The organism is Leptospira hartskeerlii, from assembly GCF_002811475.1.
GTDB classification, from domain to species: Bacteria; Spirochaetota; Leptospiria; order Leptospirales; family Leptospiraceae; genus Leptospira_B; species Leptospira_B hartskeerlii.
In genome coordinates this window covers 1-22251 of sequence record NZ_NPDL01000003.1, presented here as the reverse complement: position 1 = coordinate 22251, position 22251 = coordinate 1, and the positions used below count along the sequence as shown (strand labels likewise).

Here is a 22251-nt window from a genome sequence, read left to right as displayed (position 1 = left end):
CATCCTTTCAAAAGCCGAGACCATAGTTTAAGGTCCGGCTTTTTTAGAATGATTCCTTGAGAATATCCGAAGGGCGCAATGAACGCAATTTTTATCGAATTCAGAAAACATACATTCTATGTTCTGATCCCTGTCGTGATATTTTTTTCCTTCTCTCTGGCGTATCTTTGTAGAGGGATACTTCTACTTTTTCTGACCCCGAATGTGCAAACAGGTTCCTCCACTTCAGCACCCAGAAGACCCGTAGCCGAAAATTCAATAACCGTTGAAATGTCCAAGGAAATGGTCACGGGTTCCTTATTTAGGGGAAGTCTAGCTCCTCCTCCTGGGGAAGTTCCCGCAGGTGCAGATGGGACCCCTGGAGCTCCTCCAGATACTGGAGAAGGGGAAGAGATGAGAGTCACTGGAACCTTAAGTGGTCACTGGAGTTTTGCCCGAGTCACTATTCTTGAAAAAGGGAAGCAAAGTGCGGAAGAATTCGCAATGGGAGAAGCAGTCGGCGGATACAAAGTAAAGTCCATTCTTCTCAACCATGTTGTCCTGGAAAAAGGGGGGCAATCTCTCAAGGTAGAGATAGGCCAAACACCGGGAGAAGCCAGGGCCAAGTTAGGAGCACAGGCGGATGTCCCAGGAGGACCACCTGCTGCTGATACAGTGCGTAAAATTCTGTCCAGACAAGACGTGAATAGAAAATTAGCGAACGTAGCAGAACTTTATAAGGGAAAATTCGGTCCTTATTTGGAAAATAACACGATCGCGGGTTACAAAATATACAGTATAGGCAGCGATCATATTTTTTATTCTTTGGGAGCTAGGACCGGAGACGTGGTGCGACGGGTAAACGGAATGCCCTTAAACGATACGGTGAAAATGATGGAAATATGGAATTCCTTGAAAACGGCCGATAAAGTATCCGTAGACGTAGAGAGAATGGGCAAGATATTGTCCTATGAATTCATCATCCGGAATTAAAGATTAAATGCGCAAAACAGATTTACGATCCAGATATTTGAGAAACGCCACATTTGCGTTTTTACTTCTTCTTTCGGTGAACGAAGGTTTACTCTCCCAGGCTTCCAAAAAAGGAAGTAAGAGAAGTACGACCCCGTCTGCAGAAGATACAAAAGAAAAAACCTTTTACGCTAACTGGAGAGATACGGAACTTAATGATTTTCTAAAAGGGATGAGCGCAATCCTAAAGAAAAACATACTTTTGGATGAGAGTTTAAAAGGTAAGAAGATCACGATCATCTCCCAAAAAGAGATACCGATCAAAAACGCATTTCCATTCATGAAGGCAGTTTTGGAATCCATGGGATTCGCGATCGTAGAAGAAGTGGATCTGATCACTATCGTAAAATTGAAGGATGCACTTGCCAGATCTCCTTATGTTAGAGTGGGTAAGGAGCCAATCCCTGAAACGGAAGCGTTGGATAATCGTATTATCACTCAGATCATTCCGGTAGAGAACGTAAAGCCGGAAGAATTGGAACCTATCTTAAAAAGATTAACTTCTCCTAATACAGATATTATCGTTTATAGAAATACGAATACAATCGTTCTTTCAGGTTCTACCGCTGACATCAATAAGCTTCTCACTTTAGTAAATGAGTTGGATGTAAGACCGGATGAGACTACTCCTGGAGCAGTTGCCTCTGCCGGCGATGTTCATATTTATACCTTAGAATTTAATGAAGCGGAGAAGATCGCGGCTACTCTGATCAAATTGGATAGTCCAAACGTAGGCGACCAACCTATACCAAGCGGAGCGCCTGGCGCTCCACCTCCTCCTGCTCCTAAAGTAGAGAAGATCAAAGCAGTAGCCCATAAAGAATCCAATTCAGTGATCGTTACTGCGACCGAAGCAGAATGGAACGAGATCCGTAAAATTATCCGAGTTCTGGATTCTGCTAGAAAGCAAGTATTGTTGGAAGTTTTGATAGTAGAACTTTCTTCCACAGATACAAATGACTTCGGTATTGACTGGAGATTCCAAGGGCAGGGCCCTTATAGCCAGTTCAACTCAGGACTTGCTAAAGAAGGAAATATTATTAACTCAAGCGGTAGGATCAACCCGAACCTAAACACATTATCCGGTTTCTCTCTTGGATTCGTGCAAGCCGGAGCGCAACAGATCTTAGGGATCTTAAGTGCAAACCAAGGAAATGAGAACTTCAACGTATTGTCTGCTCCACAAGTTCTCACATTGGATAACCAAGAAGCTGAGATCAACGTTGGACAGGACGTTCCAGTTAGGACCCAAAGCCGTAACGCAGGTCTTGGTGGTGCAAACGCAGTAACAGTTGACAACTACGAATATCGCCCGACCGGTATTAAGTTAAAATTCACCCCTCACGTGAATAAAAATAACCGAATCACTTTAGATCTTTTACAAGAGATCAAAAACATCGCCTCCATCGCGCTTGCGGGAGGAAACCCTACATTTAATAGAAGGGAAGTGAAGACCACCATCACCATCGACAACAGACAAACGATCGTGATCGGGGGCTTGATCTCCAACGATAAACAAAAACGTCTGATCAAGATCCCATTACTGGGAGATATTCCTTATCTGGGTTGGATCTTCCGTAGAACTACCGAACAATTAAAAAAGACCAATTTGATGGTTTTTATCACGCCACATATCTTGGACAATCGTGAACTTGCTGATAAGATGACTGTTAAGAAGAAGTTACAGCAAGAAAGATACGAAATTGAAAGGGAAAGGGTCCTAAATAAGGAAGCCACTATCAAGGAACGCGGAGAATAATACGGTGAAAACTCTAGGTGATATTCTCGTAGAAGACGGGGTCATATCCGCCAAGGATCTAGAAGACTCCCTCAAGCTACAAAAAAAGAATCATTTACCTTTAGGACATATTCTTCAGAAAAAAGGGATCGCGGGAGAAGTAGACGTTCTCAAGGCGATGGCCCGATTATACAAAATGGAATTCAGAGAAAAACTGGATTTCAAGGGTATGGAAGAAGTTTACGACCGTATCCCTCTTAAACTCATCCAAAAAAGTAAAATAGTTCCTTTCGAACTAAATAAGAAGAATGTTAAAATTGCGGTGTCCGATCCTACGGATCTTCACCCGATGGATGATGTACGTACTGCATTAAAAGAATTTAAAATAGAATTCATACTCGCGCCTGAACCGGAAGTGATGAGACTCATTCACTCCCAGTTCGATACTACTTCCGCAGCTGCAAAAGACCTTCTGAATGAAATGGAAGGTAGTTTCTCCGAACTTGCGGAAGGTTTCGATAACGAAACTATCGATCTTTCTGATGATGCTCCTATCATCAAGATGGTGAACGTGATCCTTTCTCAAGCAGTAAACGAGAGAGCTTCGGATATTCACGTAGAACCATACGAAAAAAGTCTAGTGGTCCGATACAGGATAGACGGTATTCTTCATAACGTATTAACTCCTCCTAAGTCTTATCATGCGGGAATTACCTCTCGTATTAAGATCATGTCCAACCTGAACATCGCAGAGAACAGATTACCCCAAGACGGTAGGATCAAACTCAGACTTGCAGGAAAAGATGTGGATATCCGGGTTTCTACTATCCCTTGTCAGTTCGGAGAACGTATCGTTATGCGTCTCTTGAATAAGACGGATCAGAAATATTCCCTGGAGACAATGGGATTTTATCCGGATCTTGTTAAAACACTTCGCACTCTTATCTACGAACCCCACGGTATTATATTAGTTACGGGCCCTACCGGATCCGGAAAATCCACCACATTGTATTCTGCTTTGACCGAGCTCAATACTGAAGAAAGAAATATCATCACATGTGAAGACCCGGTGGAATACCAAATAGACGGTGTTTCTCAAATGCAGATGCAGGAAAAGATCGGGCTTACATTTGCAACAGGACTCCGTGCAATTCTACGTCAGGACCCGGACGTAATCATGGTAGGGGAGATCCGGGACGAAGAGACTGCGAGGATCGCTATCCAAGCTTCCTTAACAGGTCACTTAGTGTTTTCTACTTTGCACACGAATGATGCTGCTTCTGCTGCAACAAGACTTGTGGATATGGGGATTGAACCTTATCTGATTACTTCTACTGTTTTGGGATTTATGGCCCAAAGACTTGTAAGAACTATATGCAAAGAATGTAAAATTTCCTATAAACCAACGCCTCAAGAATTGGAATCTATCGGAATTTCCAAAAAGGAACTGAAAGGTGGGCTTTTATACAAAGGAAAAGGTTGTTCTCACTGTATGAACACTGGATTTAAAGGAAGAACGGGAGTTTACGAACTTCTGATCATCAATACTCCGATCAAAAATGCCATACTCGCGGGATCCGATACGAATAAGATAAATGATATCGCCTTAGAAAACGGATTTGCTACCATGAGAGATTATGGGATCCGAAAAGTATTGGATGGAGTTACCACCCCGGATGAAGTTCTAAGGGTTACTTAAGTTTTCCTTCCATGGCACTTTATACTTACACTGCGTTTAACAAGAAAGGAAAGGAAGAAAAGGGAATTATAGATGCCCCAAATATCCAATCCGCAAGAGCTAAACTTAAAAGCAAAGGTTTTTACGTTCGCCAAATTTCCGAAGATGCAGAACGAAAAGACAGAGAACTTTTTCCATTCTTAGCTAGACTTCTTTATAGAGTTCCTAAAAAGATCATAGGTCTTTTTTCCAGACAACTCGGAACTCTTTTAGGCGCAGGTATTCCTCTAGATAAATCGCTATCCAGTATCATCGAACAGACAGATCACGAAGTATTTCGCAAAGTTGTGATCGCAATGCAGGCGGACATTACCGAAGGAAGTTCCTTATCAGATTCGATGAGAAAACATCCGGACGTATTTCCAAATCAATATCCTTCTCTTGTTTCAGTTGGAGAAAGAACAGGTGATTACGAAACTGCGCTCATGCGTCTCGCCGAGATGGAAGAAAAAAACCTACAGTTAAAAGGTAAGGTCACCACTGCACTTGTTTATCCTGGAATTATTTTCTGCCTTTTACAGATCGTAATTATATTTCTTCTCACCACAGTTGTTCCCCAGATTGAACATCTATTCGTAGAGTTTAATGCAACCCTTCCGGTAATTACTCGGATCGTGATCGGAAGTTCCAGAATCCTGACAGGGTATTGGTTTTTGATCTTTCCTATGATAGGTGCCGGAGTTGTGGGCTTCTTCTTTTATAAATCCACACCGGAAGGTAAGGAAAAATGGGAAAAGTTCGTTCTTAAGATCCCAATTATTAGAACACTCAATAAAAAAGTGCTTATCTCCAATTTTGCGAGGAACTTAGGGATCCTCCTTACAAATAGAGTGCCTCTCATAATTTCTCTCCAAATTGTGGAACAGATCGTTAATCACTCCGTTTTCGGACAGGAAATCCGAAACGCATGCGATAGAATTCGAGAAGGAGAGAAACTTTCCGCTGCATTCACAGGGTCAGAGATATTGCCACAACTAGTTATTGGTATGATGTCTGCCGGAGAAGTTTCCGACAGGGTGCCTGAGATGTTGAATAAGCTTGCGGAAATTTACGACCAAGAAGTGGATTCAGCTTTGAAGAATGCGACACAGGCAATCGAACCTCTGATGCTCGTTTTTATGGGTTTTGCGATTGGTATCATTATGGCGGCGATCATCGTTCCGATGTTCAGCTTGACCCAAAACTTGCAAGGTATATAAATTTAATAGGAAGAAATAGGAGAACCGACTTTGAAAACGGGAAACAAACGGAGAAAAGGATTCACTCTTATCGAATTAGCGATCGTCGTCGCCATCTTAGGTGCTTTGATGACTATCATTCTTGTCAGCGTGGATTTCGGCGGAGTGAGCATCGAAACCGCAAAGATGAAGATCAAAAAAGATAAACAGGAACTTAGATTACATCTAGAAAGATATGCTTCCAAATTCGGAAGTTATCCAAGTGAAGAGCAAGGACTTGATGCGTTAGTCGAAAAACCGACTACCGGAGAAATTCCTGAGACTTGGATCCCTATGGTGAGCAGCAAGGATTCTATCAAAGATCCATGGAAGAACCCGTACAAACTTAGATACGACGGTGCAGGTGAGATCCAGATCATCACTTTCGGTCAGGATAAAACAGAAGGTGGAGAAGGTTTAAACTCAGACTTCGATATCACAAAAGAAGAACAGTATCCTCCTCAATTCACTTCAGCCGGCTCTAAAAAATAATCCAAGATGGGCCCAAGAGCGAAAGGCCGGATCCGTTCCGGCTTCACATTGATCGAATTAGGAGTCGCAGTATTCCTGATCGGAGTGATGTTCGCTCTTGTGCTTCCCTCTTTAGTAAATTTACTAACACCAGGCGCCCAAGAAGAAGCGATGTTATTGCATGACGTCGTGAACTTCTGTTTCAGAAGGGCGAAGATCAACCAAAGAACCGTCTATCTAGAGTTAAACGTAGATACTGAAACGTATACCATCCTAGACATGGAAAGGGACGAGACTGGCTTGAAAGAAGTTCCAGTATTCAAAGATAGAGAACTCCCAAGCTCTTCCGCAATCGTAGATGTGATGGATGGAAGAGGTTATAGATATAATACGGGAAAGATCCGCATTCCATTCTCTCCTATGGCAGTAGCGGAAGATTTTTATATCCATTTAGGTCCCGATCCGGAAATCACAAGAACGCTGATCATCAAACGTTATGGTGGAAAATCGGAAATTGAGGACGGGGAAGTTGTAGTTTCCAAGGAACAATTGGAAGAATACAAACGTAGCGAGCAATATGGCACGAGTAAGTTTTAAAAGAAAGAACCTTCGGCATGGTTTTACAATTTTAGAAATGACCTTGGCGTTTGCGCTCGCCGCCGGTTGGCTTCTCTATGTATTGATGGTAGTTTCGGAAGGGATACGTTTAAAAAAAGTAGCCGCATTACAAATGGAAGCTACCCATTTAGCAAAAATTAAAATGGCTCAGATAGATTCTGCCACCATTCTTCAGGCAGACACTAGTTCCGGAGATATTCCAGGCTATCAAGACTGGAGATTCACGACAATCGTCAAAGAAGAGAACTTAGATCTTCTGAAAATGGCCGGAAAAGAAAGCGGTAAAAAACCTGAGGATCTGTTAGGCGGTACAAACTCTAGCATGAACCAACTGATCGCAAAAAGGACAGGCAATAACCAGGGTTCTGCTACAGGCGGACTCATCGCAGTATTTCATATTTATGTAACAATAGAATATCCTACAGGTGGAAGAGACAACCAAGGAATTCCAGTAAAAGAACAATACACGATTGAGACCTATAAAGCGAGAATGAACTGACATGGGAAATTTTTATCTACATTCCGCTTTTCTAAAACTTCTTCGGAAAAGAAGAAGGTCCGGATTTACTCTGATAGAATTAACCATTGTCGCAGCTTTATTAGGCGTGCTTCTTGGAATGGTTTTCGGGACTTATGCTACGATCCTAAAAGTCACTCGTCCTACTTCAGGAACGGAAGGCGTAGACAGAGAACAGGCAATCTCCGTTATCGAAAATATTCGAAGCACATTGACCATGGCCTTCTATTTTCAAACGGAAAAAAATCTAGTCTTTGTAAGTAGAAAAGGACGCAAATCGGAAGATGGACCAAGACACCCTGGAGAAAGTACTAAGGATCATTTTATAGTGTTTGCAGCGGTCCATCCTAACTCGGAGGAAGTTGCACTTCCTGAAGTACGAGAAGTAGAATATTATCTAAAACAAAAAGACGGAACTGATTATTATAAATTAATGAGAAGGGAAGATGAGATTGTGGATCGTTACCCTTTCGTAGGCGGACAAGAATACGAATTATTGGATAATGTAAAATCTCTCTCCTTTAAATTTTCCAAAACAGGAAAAGAATGGGAAGAAGAATGGGATTCCTTCCAAAGAAAAAGTATCCCTCGTCTTATAAGAATAGAGATCATCGCAAATATGGGAAACAAGGAAAGACGTTTTGAAACTCTTGCCTTCCCAGGGATGCTTATGAAATGAATTCAGGTCTTGGTTTTAAAGGCAAAAGATTCTCTAGAAGAAGGGGAGCAATCGTTATGCTCCTTGTCGGAGGGATAGGTGTAGCTGCCTTAACCACTACCTTAGATTTTGCGGAAAGATCGATGGCGGAATATAAAATTTCCCAAGGAGAAATGTCAGGCTTCAAAGCTTCTCTTTTGGCAAAGGCTGGATTCCAAGGAGCCTTGGCTGCGCTCAGAAAAATCCCGGAAGAACAACTCTACCAATCTGGAATAGGTCTGAACCCACCTCCGGTTCCAATGGGAGGAGGTTGGATCTATTATAAGATCCAGGGAGAAGATGGAAAAATTAATTTAAATTCTATCTTCAATGCGGACACGAAAGAATTAAATTTAAGAAACCAAGAAATGGCCCAAAGACTTCTGGAACGTTTGGGAATGAAGAAAGAGCTTTTCAATCCTGTAGTAGATTGGTTGGACGATGATAGCCAGGGAAATTTCGAAATTTCATACTATGAAAAACTGACTCCGCCTAGAAAGATCAAAAACGCGTACATGTATTCTCTTTCAGAGCTTACCTCAGTAAAAGGGTTCGATCCTAAAATAGTGTATGGCTCTCAAAAACCTCCGGACTACGAACAAAAGTATTCCAAGGATTTTATGTCCGACGAGGAAAGAAGCCTGATAGGGGAGTCCGATTTTGTTCTGGCAAATAATTTAACCGCATTTGTGCCCTTCCAGAGAAACTATGACGATAGAATCAACTTGAACGCGGCGCCGTACTTCGTTTTAATGTCTCTATCCGATTTTATGAACCGCCAATCCGTTCTTCAGATCATGAAAATGAAAATCAAAAAGGGCGGCTACCTGAAGGAGATTAAGGATCTGGAAACCATTCCAGAATTCCAAGTGCCTTCCGTTGGTGGACTCTCCCTCTACAAAGAATTAGCAGGAGAAGGAACCGATGTCTCCGGTGGAAGGATCAAAACAAAAGGCGAAATATTTCGGATCAGTGCAGTCGGGGAAGTAGAAAGAAACTATAATAGTAAAAAAAGTTCCGATGTTATGAAAGGACCTAAAATCGTACGTAGGATCACCGGAATTTTTGACCTGACCAATAACCTGATGCTATATTATAGAGAAGATTAATGTTCTTATACGAAAAGTTTTTAACCGTAGATTACGGTACAAATTCCGTAAAGGGTGTACTGTTCCAAAGAGTGGCAGGGAACCTAACTTTGCTTAGAGCGGAATCCATGCCTATCTCCAGAATGGAAGAAAAGGAGTACGAAACAAACGTACTTCGTTTTATAAACACCTATTTTGCGGAAGAACATGCCATCGTTCTTTGTCTTTCTTTAGATAGACTTTTCGTAAGAGAAATCTCTATTCCTTTAACCACCGAAAAAGCGGTGAGAGAAGTGATCCCTTTCGAGATAGAAAGTAGAGTTCCTTTTCCGATGGAAACTGTGGAAGTATTGGGTTCCGTTTGGAGGATCGATCAGGAAAAATCGGACGTAATTACCTATACTTCTCATCATTCGGAATTCGATACATTAGCTTCTCCTTTTTTAGAATCCAGTCTTGTATTTCGCGGGATCTTTGTGGATTCAATATGTTTGGGTTCTATCATCTCCAAACACTTACATAAAGAGATACAATTTGCAAATGTCGCCCAGTTGGATATAGGCGGCAAAAAATCCATCTTGAATGTAACTAAGGATGGAAAGATTGCTCATACTCGTTTTCTTTCCGTGGGTGGAGATACTCTTACGGAAGAAATCGCCAAAGCATTAAAGATCCCTAAAGATAAGGCTGAGGCCTTAAAGACCAGTATACAATTCGAACCATTCCATTCTCCGGAAGACGGTTTGAATCTATTTGCAAAAGAATACAAACTCAAAGTTGCAGATATCAAAAAGGCATTTGTCATTGTTCAGGAATTTTTTACATCCTTAAGCGAAGAAGTGCGCAGAAGTTTCCTTTCTTTAGAAGAAACGGAAAGACCCGAGGCAATTTATCTTTCGGGAGAAGGAAGTAAGATCAAGGACCTGGAATCCTTTTTAGGAGAAGACCTAGGTATCCAGGCCAGAAGATACGATTTCTTAAGCGCTGACCCGGACAGATTTGCCACTTGTTATGGAATGGCTTATCACCTCATTCAATCTAAAAAAGCTAAAATAGATTTTTTAGAAACCCCTTATGTCAAAAGATTAAACAAGAACTTATTCGACATTAGCATATTCAAACCTCATATTATATTGAGCTCGGTTTCTTTTGTACTTTTGATCGGTGTATTTTTCTTGGGTATTATTTCGGATAAAAGAAAACTCGCAGCCGCAAATAAGATCCTAGCTGAAAAAGTAAAATCTAGCACAGGTTCCAGTGTTCCTTCTAACAGAGATCCAATAGAGTTTGCAAAAAGCCTAAGAGATGGTGCGGAAAGAAAAACTGAACTCTACAGAAAGTATCTTTCCAAACCGAGTGTGCTAGACGTACTACATGAGATTTCCTTAAAGTTTCCAGATCCAGGAATGCAACCATTCTTATTCCAAAGTATCACTTACGATAATGGTTCAGTATCCATCCAAGGCGCAGTAAATGAGATCTCAGAAATCGGAAAAGTACAGGACTCTTTGGCGCGTTCCCCCATGTTTAAAAATGTAAAATTAGATAGCAACCGTCCGAATTTCGGACTCAAAACGTTTAAAGTCTCCTTTGTGATCAAAATGGAGGTGACCTCTAAAATCGAAGAAAACGATTAAGAGGGACCCGTCTATGTGGCAAAAATTACAACCTAGGGAAAAACTTTTATTAGTGATCGCGGCCGGACTGATTTTGGTCCTTCTTGTATTCTTAGTAGTCCGTAAAATTTACAGGCTCAGAACGGATCTTTCTGAAACGGTAAACAATACTCCTGGACTCGTGGCCCAATTGGACAAAACAATCTCCGACTATTTATTTTTCAGATCTTTGGAAAACGTGAACACAGGGGAGAATGACCAGAGTGCCTTTGCAGCGAAGCTGGAAAGGATCTTTTCCGATAATGGAGTGAAGGATAGAATCTCCACTATGAGGCCTATCCCTGCAAAAGCGATCGACAAAGGAAAATACCAAGTAATCGTTTTCGAAGTGAATTTAAGAGGTGTACCTCTGGAAAACGTTATGTCTGTATTGTATGATATAGATAAAGGCAATAAGGTAAATGCCAGGGTGGAATATTTCCAGACCAATAAACCTTACCAAGACAAAAATACCTACGACGTGAACATGAAAATCGCGGCCTATAGTGTCGCTCCTGGAAAATAAGATGGCTCGCGCTAAAAAAATAGAAATTGAAGAAGAAGAGGAAGAACTAATCTCCAACGAGGAAGAAGAATTCCTCACGATGGAATTGGAGGAATTACCTCCGGAAGAGGAAGAAGATACTCCTAGATTTTCCCTCAAACAAAAGCTCATATTGATCGGAAGCGGGCTCAGTTCCTTTCTTCTTTTTTTGATCCTATTGTTCCCTTACGAAAATATAGTCCGACAGCTCATGAATTCTTCCTCCGGACAACCAAGCAGTGTATTTTTTAACGAATTATCTGTCTCAGTTCTACTCGGAAAAGTTTCCGTAAAGTCCATGGAGATCATGGGCCAAACATTCAAGATCAGATCTAAAGATGCTCAGATCAAAGCAGGACTTTTTTCTTTATTGAGAAAAAAAGTAAACGGTGATTTCGAGATAGAAGAATTGGAAGTAGACTACGATGGCCAAACTCTAGGAAACATTGGAGAGTTAGAAGGCCACTTGCAGTTGGACTCTTTGTCCGTACCGGCCAGCAGGTTCGGTGGGTCATTCTCTCTTAAAATGCCGGAAGGAAAATTCGGATCTTTTCCGAATCTTCCTGAAATTCCTTTTGTAGGAAAAATAGAAAATTTCTTCGTAAATAAGATACTGATCACCTCTAAAATAGACCAAGGAATGGTAGAGTTCGAAGAATTTATTATAGATACTTCGGTAGCAAGATTGGATCTTCATGGGAACATCCGACTTTCAGATTCATTCTCCAATTCCCAATTGAATTTAAGAGCCTGTTTCGAATTAGAAAGGAATTTTGCCTCTGCTGCAGAAAACCAGATCATTGTTGGTGCATTGGATCTTTTAGAAAAAGGTGGAAGTGGAAAATGTATCCCGATCACCGGAAGTTTCCAAAGACCTGAATTCAAGATCCCTGGTTTGAATGCTCCTGCAGGTTTGCCAGGAAGTCCGGCTCCTTAATCCAAAGCAAATTTCAATCAATCTGGCATTAGTGCAGGCTTTAGAGAATATTCACTTTTTCTAAAGATACAAAAAAACCTCGAATGGTATAATCAGCCACCCGAGGTTTTTTCATTTATCCGCGCTCTGAATCTCTTAGATCAAGAGCATCCGGTAGTTGCCCCGCAGGACATACATTTCAAACAGGAACCGTTTCTTACCATCTCGAAAGATCCACATTCTGTGCAGGAATCTCCAGTATAACCTTTGATCCTTGCCATTTTGATCTCTTCCATTAAAGCAATCCCTGAACTTGGTTTTTCCGTCCTCATCATCTGAGAGTAGGAAATTGTTTCCGGCTCTGAAGAAGGAGCAGTTTCCACTACTGCAGAAGTTGCTGGCTGAACATCTGCCTTAGGCTGGATAGACTCGGAAGATTTTCTGGATCCGATCTCGTCTCCTCTTAAATCTTCAGGAGCTACTTGGCCAAGATCATATCTTCCCAAATACGTGATAGCAAGTTCTCTGAAGATGAAATCGATTACGGAAGTACTCATTTTGATATGTTTATTTCCGGTCACGATACCATTTGGCTCAAATTTGAAGAATGTGAATGCATCCACAAATTCTTCTAATGGAACTCCATGTTGTAGACCTAAAGACACGGAAATCGCGAATGCATTCATCAAACTTCTGAATGCTGCACCTTCTTTGTGCATATCCACGAAGATCTCTCCGAGTTGTCCGTCTTCGTATTCACCAGTTCTTAAATAAACTTTGTGACCGCCTACAACCGCTTTTTGAGTATAACCTGCACGTCTGTTCGGAAGTTTACGTCTATGAGAGATATACTTATAAACGATCTTTTCTGCAAACTGAGAAGGATCTTTAGAAACTGCAGCTTCTGCGATCTCTTCTTGTTCTTCTAACTCGATCCCGTTTAGAAGTTCCAATACAGAGTTTAACGGTTGAGAAAGTTTGGATCCGTCGCGATACAGAGCATTCGCTTTTACCATCATCTTCCAAGAGATATAGTAAGCGTTTTTGATATCTTCGATAGTTGCATCTTCCGGAAGGTTGATCGTCTTAGAGATCGCACCGCTGATAAACGGCTGAGCAGCAGCCATAGTGCGGATATGGGACTCATAGGAAAGATAACGTTTTCCGTATTTACCACATTTGTTCGCGCAATCAAATACAGGATAATCTTTCTCTTTCAAGTATGGAGCGTTCTCGATGGTCATCGTTCCACAAACATAATCGTTTGCTTTATTGATCTCATCTTTAGAGAAACCTAAATGCTCGAGAAGATTGAATGTGAAAGAATCATAAGTTTCTTTTGCGATACCAAGGTTCTTTTGTAAGAAATTCTCACCTAAGTTGAATTTGTTGAACGCAAAATTGATATCGAACGCATAAGGAAGAGAAGCTTCTACTTTTTCCAAGATCTCGTTCGTGAAACCTTTTTCTTTCAGGCTTTGAGTATTGATTACAGGAGCTCCGTTTAAGGTAGCATGTCCTTTACAATAATTTACGATAGATTCGATCTCAGAAGGGGAGTATCCAAGTTTACGTAGAGCCAAAGGAACGGATTGGTTGATAATTTTGAAATAACCGCCACCCGCTAATTTTTTGAATTTCACCAGAGCGAAATCAGGCTCGATACCGGTAGTATCACAGTCCATCACAAGTCCGATTGTTCCTGTTGGAGCAATTACTGTAACTTGTGCGTTTCTGTATCCGAATTCCTCTCCAAAAGAAACCGCTTTGTCAGAATCTTCCTGAGCAGCTTTCAAAAGGTAAGAAGGGCAGTACGCAGGATCAATTCCAACAGGAGTGATAGTCAGTCCTTCGTAATCTTCGGAAGGAACATTATAAGCTGCTCTTTTATGATTTCGAAGTACTCGAAGCATATGTTTTTTATTCTTCTCATAACCGGAGAATGGCCCGAGTTCTTTTGCCATTTCCGCAGAAGTAGCATAAGAAGTCATATGCATGATAGAAGAAATTGCACCGGTAATTGCCATAGCTTCCTTAGAATCATAAGGAATTCCCATGATCATCAATGCGGAACCTAAGTTTGCATATCCTAAACCTAAAGTTCTGAACTTATAAGAAAGTTCTGCGATCTCTTTGGAAGGGAACTGAGCCATGGTCACGGAAATCTCAAGGATGATTGTCCAGAGACGGCAAAGATAGCGGAAACTTTCTACGTCAAAGACTAGAGTTTCCGGATCTACAAATTTCTGTAAGTTCGCAGAAGCCAGGTTACACGCAGTATTATCCAAGAACATGTATTCTGAACATGGATTGGAAGCGTTGATATTTCCATCTTCAGGACAAGTATGCCATTCGTTGATGGTAGTATGATACTGTGTTCCTGGGTCAGCAGAAGACCAAGCGGCAAAAGAAATTCTATCCCAAAGATCTCTTGCTCTGATCGTTTTTGCAGGTTTCGCAGCTCTTTTTTCTTTGAGAGCTTTTTCCTTTTCAGTTCTGTTATATAAATGCCAAGGAAGATCTTGTTCAACTGCAGTCATGAACTCATTCGGAAGACGAACTGAGTTATTGCTGTTCTGACCGGAAACAGTATTATACGCTTCTGATTGCCAATCTGTGGTTAATTCTTCAAAAATGAGTTCTTTATAACCTTGTCTCGCAAGATCGATCACTCTCTTGATATAATTATCAGGAATTAAAACTTTCTTAGCTTCTATGATAGTTTTTTTAAGAGCGGAGTTCTTTTTAGGTTCGAAACGATCCTCTCCCTCCATCTCGTAACAAGCTTTCATGATCGCATTTAGATGTCTGTTGTTCAGAATGGATCCGGTTACTAGAGAAGCTACTTTCTTCTCTTCTTCGACTTTCCAATCTACGAAACGATCGATATCCGGATGATCTACATCCAAACATACCATTTTAGCAGCACGACGAGTGGTTCCACCAGACTTGATCGCACCAGCAGCACGGTCTCCGATCTTTAAGAAACTCATTAAACCGGAACTTTTTCCTCCGCCAGAAAGGGATTCGTTTTCCGCTCTCAGGTTGGAGAAGTTGGTTCCCGTTCCGGAACCGTATTTGAATAGGCGAGCCTCACGGACCCAAAGATCCATGATACCACCTTCATTCACTAAATCATCGTCTACACTTTGAATAAAACATGCGTGAGGTTGTGGATGTTCGTATGCGGAAGAAGATTTTACTAATTTTCCACTGGTAGGATCCACATAGAAATGTCCTTGGGATTTACCGTCGATCCCATAGGCCCAATGTAATCCAGTATTGAACCATTGAGGGGAGTTGGGAGCTGCCATTTGAGAAGCCAGCATGAAAGAGACTTCTTCATAGAAAGTTTTAGCACTTTCTTCGTCAGAAAAATAACCGTATTTATATCCCCAATAGGTCCAACAGCCCGCTAAACGGTTGAAAACTTCCTGTGCTGAACTCTCTCCACCGAAACGATCTTCCGCTTTTAAAGAAGAAAGTTTTTCAGTGTCCGGTTCAGAGCGTTGTAACCATTCCGGAATGCCTTTTTCATCTACTTTTTTTAAGTATTTTGGCACTCCTTTACGTCTGAAATACTTCTGGGCAAGAATATCTACAGCAACTTGAGACCATTGGTCTGGAACAAGAATGTCCTTGGCTTCGAAAACGACGGAACCATCAGGGTTAGAGATCTTAGAATTCCTCTTAACCCAGTTTAAATCCTTAGAAAATCCCTTCTCAGGTGAAGTGAAATGTTTATTTAGCTTCATAGCATTCTCCTTATGAAACTCCGGCAAAATATAGTGCGTTTTTGGATTATGTCACGCTACTATAGCTTTCAAATTTTCAGGTAGTACTTTTTCCGAAAGCTGTTCGGTTTTTGCCGGAAAATTGTATGTAGATCCGATCAGAAAATACCTATGTCTCGAAGATTTTTCATTGCCAGCCTGCCTCATTTCTAAAAACTGGATTCTGCTACCAGACACTCCCCTTTAGCTCAGTCGGTAGAGCAAGTGACTGTTAATCACTGGGTCGCAGGTTCGAGCCCTGCAGGGGGAGCCAATCTTATCAGATTTCAGCATATTTACGATCTTCTTAATAGACCCCGTAGATCCACATTTGTTTAGTCTTTTTAATAGAATTTACGTTATTTTATTCGAAAATCCTTAGCGATCTAACGCCTTGCGTGCGATAAAAACTGATTCGATTTGTTTTCACGCGAAGCCGCTAAGAATAGAAGATCTCGGATTTAGGATTTCAAAATTACTTTGTGTGCACCGTGATCTCCGCACGAAAATCGCGGATTTTTTATATAACAACGGATAGAATATAAAGATTTCCCTTATATAAGGAGTAGATAAGAATTTTTCCGTTCATCATACATAGATACACTTTCATCCCAAACTCATTGCATAGGGCTTAGAAACCTAGTATTTTCCTTTCTATGTCATTTAAGAAAATAACTATCCTGGTTTCATCACTACTTGTCGCAGGAATTTTGCTCTTATTACTTCTACCTTCTTCTTCTAAGAATGCTGCCGTTTCTAATTCCGGAAATAGCTTCTTTTCCGAAGGTTTTTCCGCATTTTCCAATATTCTACGCTCCGGTTCCTCCTCCTCATCCAATGAAGAAGAAGGACTCATACCTGCTTCTCTCTTAAGAAATGAAACTCCTGACAATCTATATTGGGTAGCAGTAGCGACTCCAAGAGATGCCGTGGAAATGAAAGCCCAACACGAACTTAGAGAAGATTGGGCAGCTCTTTATGGAAAGATCTACTCCAATAAAGCAACTCGCAAAGAGATAGATGAGTATTATACGGCTCAAATCAAACTACAAGAAGATCAATTGGAGCTATTGAAGATCATGGAGGATAGATATCCGGAACGTTTGAACGACGATTCTAGAAGAATGATCCTGGCCGGTAAGGAACTATATGCTAAAAAGTTAAAAGATGTAAAAAACGAATATGAAAAACACATAAACCAAAAATAGATTTGGAGAGAATTATGAATTATCGGTCAATACGAAGATACGTATTCGGCTTCGTAGTATTTTTCGCAGGAAGTGCATCCGTGTTTGCGGATCCTTATTGGGGAACGTTTCAAAAAGACAGCTGTACGTCAATTTTCCCTGGCAAGCGTCAGTATTCAGCTATCCTTTACGGAATCCCTTCGGGACAAAGCTGGGAAACTACATGTGCGAATATGCCAGCAACCGTTAACGGCCAAGCGTTTACTAAACCTAGTCGTTGTGTAAACACAGGATTCAATGAGTGGGGACAATTCGATGTACTCGATGACTCCTGCGAAGCGAACTGGGCAGCAACGGACGACGGTGGAGCTTATAACTGGACACATAAGAATGATGGTTGCCAAACATCCGGGACCTATGCGGGCAAAAGAAAATATTCTTCCCGTTTATGGAATATTGTAGGTATGACTTGGGAAGCAGCATGCGCTAAAATGCCGATCACAATCGCAGGTAAAACCTATACTACTCCTGATAGATGCGTGAACACAGGAAGCTCCACAGGAATGTGGGGAGAATGGTACGTTGCAGATTCAAGCTGCGAGTCCGCTCCGCAAGCGTATGCAAGAGGTACTAGCGATTCTCTCAAAAGAACAGGAACTCTCTCTGGTTATGTGGATCTTCATACTCACCCGATGGCTAACCTAGGTTTTGGTGGAGTGATCTTCCATGGATCTCCTTATGGAGAACCGGCAGTTGCACTTCCTGATTGCCCTAGTATGTCTAACGAAGGCCACTCTGCAGGACACTCCAGAGTAGAAGCAATCGTTCAAGATGATATTATTGGAGCTCTACTTTCTACAGCAAAACATGATAATAGAGGATACGCAAGTTTCCCTTATTGGCCGGCAAACAATAGCTACACTCACCAAACAATGTATTACGAATGGATCAAACGTGCCTATGAAGGCGGTTTAAGAACCATGGTAGTTCTTGCGGTGAACGGTGACTATATGTTCGGAGCAACTGATAATGGTCTTCCGGATATTATCAAAGGGATCGCAATCGCAACAGATCCAATCTACGATCTAAACGACATGAACACTTTACGTCGTCAAACCCAAGCAGTATATGATATGCAGACTTGGATCGATACAAAAAGCGGGGGAGCGGGTCTTGGATGGTTCCGTATAGTAAAAACTCCTGCGGAAGCACAAAGTGTGGTCGCTGCAGGTAAACTCGCAGTCGTTTTAGGTGCGGAAGTTGATTACCTAGTAGATTGTAATACTACAACTTGTACTGATGCGATGATCACTCAAGGTGTTCAAGAAATGTATGACGCAGGTTTACGTTATATATTCCCAATTCACTTGAAAACAAACGGATTCGGTGGAGCAGGTCTCTACAATATCCTTGGAAGTGGAACAAAGTATGACTGTAAACATTACGGACAAGACTGTAACGTAGCAGGTTTAACTTCTTACGGACCTAAGATCATGAAAGCCCTAATGCAAAAAGGGATGATCATAGACGTGGGTCACATGTCCGCAAGATCCTTGGAAGGAGCTTTGACTTACGCAGAACAACAAGCTTATCCAGGTATCGTAACAGGTCACACCGGTGTATATGATATGGCGAACAAAACAAATCGTCATGAGGCTAATCCTACTGGAACGGCACTCAAACGTATCATCGCTTTAGGTGGAATGATCGGACTGATCCCAGGACAAGGAAATCTGGATGAAGTAGGGGAATGGAGACAAAACTCTGATGGTAAATATATTTCTCACGCATGTGGAGGAACCACTCAGACATTTGCTCAATCCTATCAATATCTTAGAAATCTGATCGGAGACCCAGCTTATGACGGAAGACTTACTGTCGGAACAGACTTTAACGGATTCGCTCATATGCCTGGACCTCGTTACGGAACCAGAGCATGTCCAGGAGGAGTGTCTACGATCACTCAACCTGATTCTGCTAAAGTAGCATATCCTTTTGCACCGGATGCTTCCATTAGAAAAGCTGCAACTCTTTCAGCTCTTCCTTCAATGGCAAAATATACATTCGGTAACAGGACATTCGACTTTAACACAGAAGGAGCTTCTCATATTGGGCTTATGCCTGACTTCTTTGAAGATTTAAGACAGCAAGGACTCAAACGTTCCGATCTGGAACCTGTTTATCGCTCTGCTGACTTCTTCGCTACTATGTGGCAAAAAGCAGTCACAAGAGGTGCAAGTATCCAATAAAGAAATCTAACGAAATAGATTTTTCTTAGCCCGCCAAACCCTGCGGGCTTTTTTTTACTTACTTGAAAATTGAGAATTCACCGGCCTGTGGATACGTTCGAGTTTATCAACCCAGCATATCTTTTAGAGTATTATAATTTGATCTAGATAAGGCAACTTCTGCGGAATCGCCTAGAAGTACTTTAAAATGATTTCCTTTTCCGTGTAGTATCTTTTTTACTTCGGATAGATTGATAATGAAAGATCTATGAGAACGGAAAAAATCGGAATTGAGCTCAGATAGAACGGATTCCATCGTTTTACGGATCAACTCTTTGCGGCCTGATTTAAGATGGATCTCTGTGAAATTTCCTGAGGCTTCTAAATATAGAATATCCTGAAATCGGATCACTTCTATCATTCCATCTTTCTTCAAGGAAATACTATTCTTACGCATAGAATCCGCTTTAGAAGCGGACGCGGACTTCATACGATCGATTGCAGCGATAAATCGTTCTCTAGTGAACGGTTTAGCTACAAAATCCAAAACTCCGAAGTCAAATGCACTTACTGCATTTTGTTTGTCCGAGGAGATCACAATCGTATAAAAGGAATCTTTTTCGGGAAGTTTCAATATCTCGTATCCGGATTGTCCTTTCAAGTTGATATCTAAAAGAAGAAGGTCGATAGGATTTTCTTTAATACTATAAAGAGCAGGAGTCAATTCATCGAACGTTTTTAGAGAGACTAAACTTTTTCCGAATGCCTCCCTGCAATAATGCTGGATGGTCCTTGCCATCAGCTTATCATCTTCGACTAGAACAGCTCTCACCATGCTTAGCGATTTCTATAAAAAATTCTCAAATGGTCAATCTGAAATTTTCGTTCTGGCAAATAGAAGTGTGAATGTTGCACCTTGTCCGGGTTTACTTTCTAAACTGATCTTTGCATTCAATAGTTCTACTAATCTATGAACTGCATAAAGCCCAACTCCGGTAGAAGGTTCATTGCCGGTAGGCTTAGCGGATAGACGAGTGAATCTAGAGAATAAAAGTTTTTTATCCTCGTCAGTGAATCCTTTCCCCTCGTCCCTGATCTGGATCTGTATAAAATCTCCATTATCCTTTATCAATTTAGAATGGATGAATATAGAACCGCCTGGAGGTGAATATTTCACAGCATTTGAAACCAAATTATCCAGAATGCTCGCAACCGCCTTTCTGTCTGAGCGCATTTTTAGATCTTCTTTATCAAATTGAGTATGAAATTTTATTCTCTTCAAAGAAGCCTGGTAATCGAAGTTTTGGATCGTAGATCTTATATAAGAATTTATATTAAGAATATCATAATCGATCTTAATATTTTCGAAACCGGAAGCTGCGATCCCGACAAGATCGTCAATATGCCCTAAAATTTTTCTGGAAGAACTTTCTATATCAGTAAGGATCTCTTTCTTCTCCTTATCGGAAAATGATTTTAAATTTTTACGAAGGATCGTGCTAATACTCATGATCCCTGAAAGTGGGCTCTTCAGATCGTGAACAGCAATACTGATCATATCACTTTTATTCGTATCTTCTTCTTTTAACCTTTCATTTAGACGAATGATCCTTTGGGTTTTAAGATAAGTATTCGCCAAAGTTAAGAAGGACACACGATCAAAGATCAGGATCAAAAACAGAGTGACCAAAGGGTTTTGCAATAGTACAGGTTCTCTGTTACCGCTATAATAAATAAAACCGTATAGGATCGCATAATTGATCGTGTAGATAAAATACTTTGTATGGTCCGGAAATCTAAACATGATCGCCACGCTAAACATAGCCGTGGAGAAGAGAGAGATCTCAGGAAGCCTGGGAAAGACCACAACTGTGATACAGGTCCCTGTGAGGGAAAGAAGAAGGACCCCAAGCCGGCAAAATAATTTGATCCGATCCAGATCCGCTCTGTGCAAACGACCGGAATTCAAAAGAACATTCATCGTTAGGAAAACGGAATAAAATACCAGATCAAATAGAACGAATGAATTGTCCTTAGCATCCGAAAATGCATCTACTAGATCATAGAAGGCAAACGGTAGAATGATGATAGGTAGGATTAGATAAACATATCTGAGTACGATCAGAATTTCCAAGTATGCGTTTCGAGTAAATACCGGCGCAAAATTTACGGAAGAAAGTATCTTCGCTTTTCTATACTGCCTAAGTGCAAAACGATAATTAAGCCCGAAAAAAAACCGAAGTAACGCCTGCATATTTCCAAATTTATCTCTTTCCCTTTTAAAAAACTCCCTTTTTTGTCTAATCATTCGATTTAGGAAAACTAGTGAAAAAACTTTGTCAAAAAGATGAACAAGAAAAGCCATAAATTCCAGAGAAAAGAATGAACTCATCTCCAAGAATATCATAGTGCGATCCGTTCTAGTTTATAATTTTATGACTTAAGTATCGATTTTTATTCTTCTTTTGCTTTGCAAAAATTACTAGAGCATGTTTTCAAATATTTATAACATTTTTCTAATAAATAATTACAAAGAATTTGCATAACGGAGCGAGATGTAATATACTGTTCGGCCGATGCCATCTAAGAAAAACGTATTACTGGTTTCTTCTACTTTCGTTGTAGTTGTTCTCATCTTTATTTTTACTAGGAACCATGACGGCGCGGCAAACTCCTCTTCCAAAAATATTTTTTCAGAAAGTCTCTCTATCTTCTCCGGATTTATCGGTTCGAGAACTTCTTCTTCTACTTACAATGAAGATAACGCGGTCGTATCTGCTTCTCTTCTAAAGAGTGAAACTCCTGACAATCTATATTGGGTAGCAGTCGCTACTCCGCAAGACGCGGGAGAGA

General features: G+C 40.9%; 17 protein-coding genes, 1 tRNA gene and 1 pseudogene. 16 read left to right on the top strand and 3 right to left on the bottom strand.

The window, feature by feature from the left end:
* Positions 1 to 78: 78 nt before the first annotated feature.
* The 12 genes from CH352_RS05480 to gspN are packed head-to-tail and all read left to right on the top strand — an operon-like array spanning position 79 to position 12231.
* Positions 79 to 972, top strand: coding sequence for a general secretion pathway protein GspC (locus CH352_RS05480; protein ID WP_100705833.1), 894 nt, complete (start codon positions 79 to 81; stop codon positions 970 to 972).
* A gap of 7 nt (positions 973 to 979) precedes the next feature.
* Positions 980 to 2770, top strand: a complete 1791-nt coding sequence (gspD, locus tag CH352_RS05475) for a type II secretion system secretin GspD (protein WP_100705832.1) — start codon at positions 980 to 982, stop codon at positions 2768 to 2770.
* A gap of 4 nt (positions 2771 to 2774) precedes the next feature.
* On the top strand, positions 2775 to 4448 hold the full coding sequence (gene gspE, locus CH352_RS05470; RefSeq protein ID WP_100705831.1) for a type II secretion system ATPase GspE: 1674 nt from the start codon (positions 2775 to 2777) through the stop codon (positions 4446 to 4448).
* Positions 4449 to 4459: 11 nt separating this feature from the next.
* A complete protein-coding gene (locus tag CH352_RS05465; RefSeq protein ID WP_100705830.1) occupies positions 4460 to 5686 on the top strand; it encodes a type II secretion system F family protein in 1227 nt (408 codons plus the stop codon).
* A gap of 30 nt (positions 5687 to 5716) precedes the next feature.
* The gene (locus tag CH352_RS05460; RefSeq protein WP_100705829.1) at positions 5717 to 6196 is read left to right on the top strand and encodes a type II secretion system protein GspG; all 480 of its coding nucleotides are present in this window, start codon (positions 5717 to 5719) and stop codon (positions 6194 to 6196) included.
* A gap of 6 nt (positions 6197 to 6202) precedes the next feature.
* Complete coding sequence (locus CH352_RS05455) at positions 6203 to 6772, top strand: type II secretion system protein (protein ID WP_100705828.1); 570 nt, start codon at positions 6203 to 6205, stop codon at positions 6770 to 6772.
* Positions 6753 to 7292 carry a prepilin-type cleavage/methylation domain-containing protein gene (locus CH352_RS05450; protein ID WP_100705827.1) on the top strand — a complete coding sequence of 180 codons (540 nt, stop codon included), beginning with the start codon at positions 6753 to 6755 and terminating at the stop codon, positions 7290 to 7292. The genes CH352_RS05455 and CH352_RS05450 overlap by 20 nt, the downstream gene beginning before the upstream one ends.
* A gap of 1 nt (position 7293) precedes the next feature.
* Positions 7294 to 7989 carry a type II secretion system protein GspJ gene (locus CH352_RS05445; protein ID WP_100705826.1) on the top strand — a complete coding sequence of 232 codons (696 nt, stop codon included), beginning with the start codon at positions 7294 to 7296 and terminating at the stop codon, positions 7987 to 7989.
* Complete coding sequence (locus CH352_RS05440; protein ID WP_100705825.1) at positions 7986 to 9116, top strand: type II secretion system minor pseudopilin; 1131 nt, start codon at positions 7986 to 7988, stop codon at positions 9114 to 9116. The genes CH352_RS05445 and CH352_RS05440 overlap by 4 nt, the downstream gene beginning before the upstream one ends.
* Entirely contained in the window at positions 9116 to 10732 is a 1617-nt protein-coding gene (locus tag CH352_RS05435) for a cell division FtsA domain-containing protein (RefSeq protein ID WP_100705824.1), read from the top strand. Before CH352_RS05440 ends, CH352_RS05435 begins: the two co-directional genes overlap by 1 nt.
* Before the next feature lie 13 nt (positions 10733 to 10745).
* On the top strand, positions 10746 to 11276 hold the full coding sequence (locus CH352_RS05430; protein WP_100705823.1) for a hypothetical protein: 531 nt from the start codon (positions 10746 to 10748) through the stop codon (positions 11274 to 11276).
* A 1-nt stretch (position 11277) separates the two neighbouring features.
* Positions 11278 to 12231 (top strand): type II secretion system protein GspN, encoded by a 954-nt coding sequence (gene gspN, locus CH352_RS05425; RefSeq protein WP_100705822.1) that lies wholly within the window; start codon positions 11278 to 11280, stop codon positions 12229 to 12231.
* 140 nt (positions 12232 to 12371) lie between these two features.
* Here the strand turns inward: gspN and CH352_RS05420 are convergent, their stop codons facing one another.
* Entirely contained in the window at positions 12372 to 15965 is a 3594-nt protein-coding gene (locus CH352_RS05420) for a vitamin B12-dependent ribonucleotide reductase (protein WP_100705821.1), read from the bottom strand.
* Positions 15966 to 16181: 216 nt separating this feature from the next.
* Here CH352_RS05420 and CH352_RS05415 point away from each other — a divergent pair.
* The 3 genes from CH352_RS05415 to CH352_RS05405 all read left to right on the top strand — a co-directional run bounded on the left by CH352_RS05415 (position 16182) and on the right by CH352_RS05405 (position 19419).
* Positions 16182 to 16257, top strand: a tRNA-Asn gene (locus CH352_RS05415).
* A gap of 382 nt (positions 16258 to 16639) precedes the next feature.
* The gene (locus CH352_RS05410; protein WP_100705820.1) at positions 16640 to 17191 is read left to right on the top strand and encodes a hypothetical protein; all 552 of its coding nucleotides are present in this window, start codon (positions 16640 to 16642) and stop codon (positions 17189 to 17191) included.
* Between the two features lie 14 nt (positions 17192 to 17205).
* A complete protein-coding gene (locus tag CH352_RS05405; protein ID WP_100705819.1) occupies positions 17206 to 19419 on the top strand; it encodes a membrane dipeptidase in 2214 nt (737 codons plus the stop codon).
* A 106-nt stretch (positions 19420 to 19525) separates the two neighbouring features.
* Here the strand turns inward: CH352_RS05405 and CH352_RS05400 are convergent, their stop codons facing one another.
* Both CH352_RS05400 and CH352_RS05395 read right to left on the bottom strand, forming a co-directional pair.
* Complete coding sequence (locus CH352_RS05400; protein ID WP_100705818.1) at positions 19526 to 20233, bottom strand: LytR/AlgR family response regulator transcription factor; 708 nt, start codon at positions 20231 to 20233, stop codon at positions 19526 to 19528.
* Between the two features lie 33 nt (positions 20234 to 20266).
* Positions 20267 to 21652, bottom strand: coding sequence for a sensor histidine kinase (locus tag CH352_RS05395; RefSeq protein ID WP_243396239.1), 1386 nt, complete (start codon positions 21650 to 21652; stop codon positions 20267 to 20269).
* A 322-nt stretch (positions 21653 to 21974) separates the two neighbouring features.
* Between CH352_RS05395 and CH352_RS05390 the strand changes: the two are divergent.
* A pseudogene (locus CH352_RS05390) lies at positions 21975 to 22251 on the top strand (hypothetical protein); the annotation flags it as partial.

Coding starts and splice junctions, on each gene's coding strand:
- CH352_RS05405 (WP_100705819.1), top strand. CDS start 17,206: ATGAATTATCGGTCAATACGAAGATACGTATTCGGCTTCGTAGTATTT.
- gspD (WP_100705832.1), top strand. CDS start 980: ATGCGCAAAACAGATTTACGATCCAGATATTTGAGAAACGCCACATTT.
- CH352_RS05420 (WP_100705821.1), bottom strand. CDS start 15,965: ATGAAGCTAAATAAACATTTCACTTCACCTGAGAAGGGATTTTCTAAG.
- gspN (WP_100705822.1), top strand. CDS start 11,278: ATGGCTCGCGCTAAAAAAATAGAAATTGAAGAAGAAGAGGAAGAACTA.
- CH352_RS05465 (WP_100705830.1), top strand. CDS start 4,460: ATGGCACTTTATACTTACACTGCGTTTAACAAGAAAGGAAAGGAAGAA.
- CH352_RS05440 (WP_100705825.1), top strand. CDS start 7,986: ATGAATTCAGGTCTTGGTTTTAAAGGCAAAAGATTCTCTAGAAGAAGG.
- CH352_RS05435 (WP_100705824.1), top strand. CDS start 9,116: ATGTTCTTATACGAAAAGTTTTTAACCGTAGATTACGGTACAAATTCC.
- CH352_RS05400 (WP_100705818.1), bottom strand. CDS start 20,233: ATGGTGAGAGCTGTTCTAGTCGAAGATGATAAGCTGATGGCAAGGACC.
- CH352_RS05395 (WP_243396239.1), bottom strand. CDS start 21,652: ATGCAGGCGTTACTTCGGTTTTTTTTCGGGCTTAATTATCGTTTTGCA.
- CH352_RS05445 (WP_100705826.1), top strand. CDS start 7,294: ATGGGAAATTTTTATCTACATTCCGCTTTTCTAAAACTTCTTCGGAAA.
- CH352_RS05430 (WP_100705823.1), top strand. CDS start 10,746: ATGTGGCAAAAATTACAACCTAGGGAAAAACTTTTATTAGTGATCGCG.
- CH352_RS05450 (WP_100705827.1), top strand. CDS start 6,753: ATGGCACGAGTAAGTTTTAAAAGAAAGAACCTTCGGCATGGTTTTACA.
- CH352_RS05480 (WP_100705833.1), top strand. CDS start 79: ATGAACGCAATTTTTATCGAATTCAGAAAACATACATTCTATGTTCTG.
- CH352_RS05410 (WP_100705820.1), top strand. CDS start 16,640: ATGTCATTTAAGAAAATAACTATCCTGGTTTCATCACTACTTGTCGCA.
- CH352_RS05455 (WP_100705828.1), top strand. CDS start 6,203: ATGGGCCCAAGAGCGAAAGGCCGGATCCGTTCCGGCTTCACATTGATC.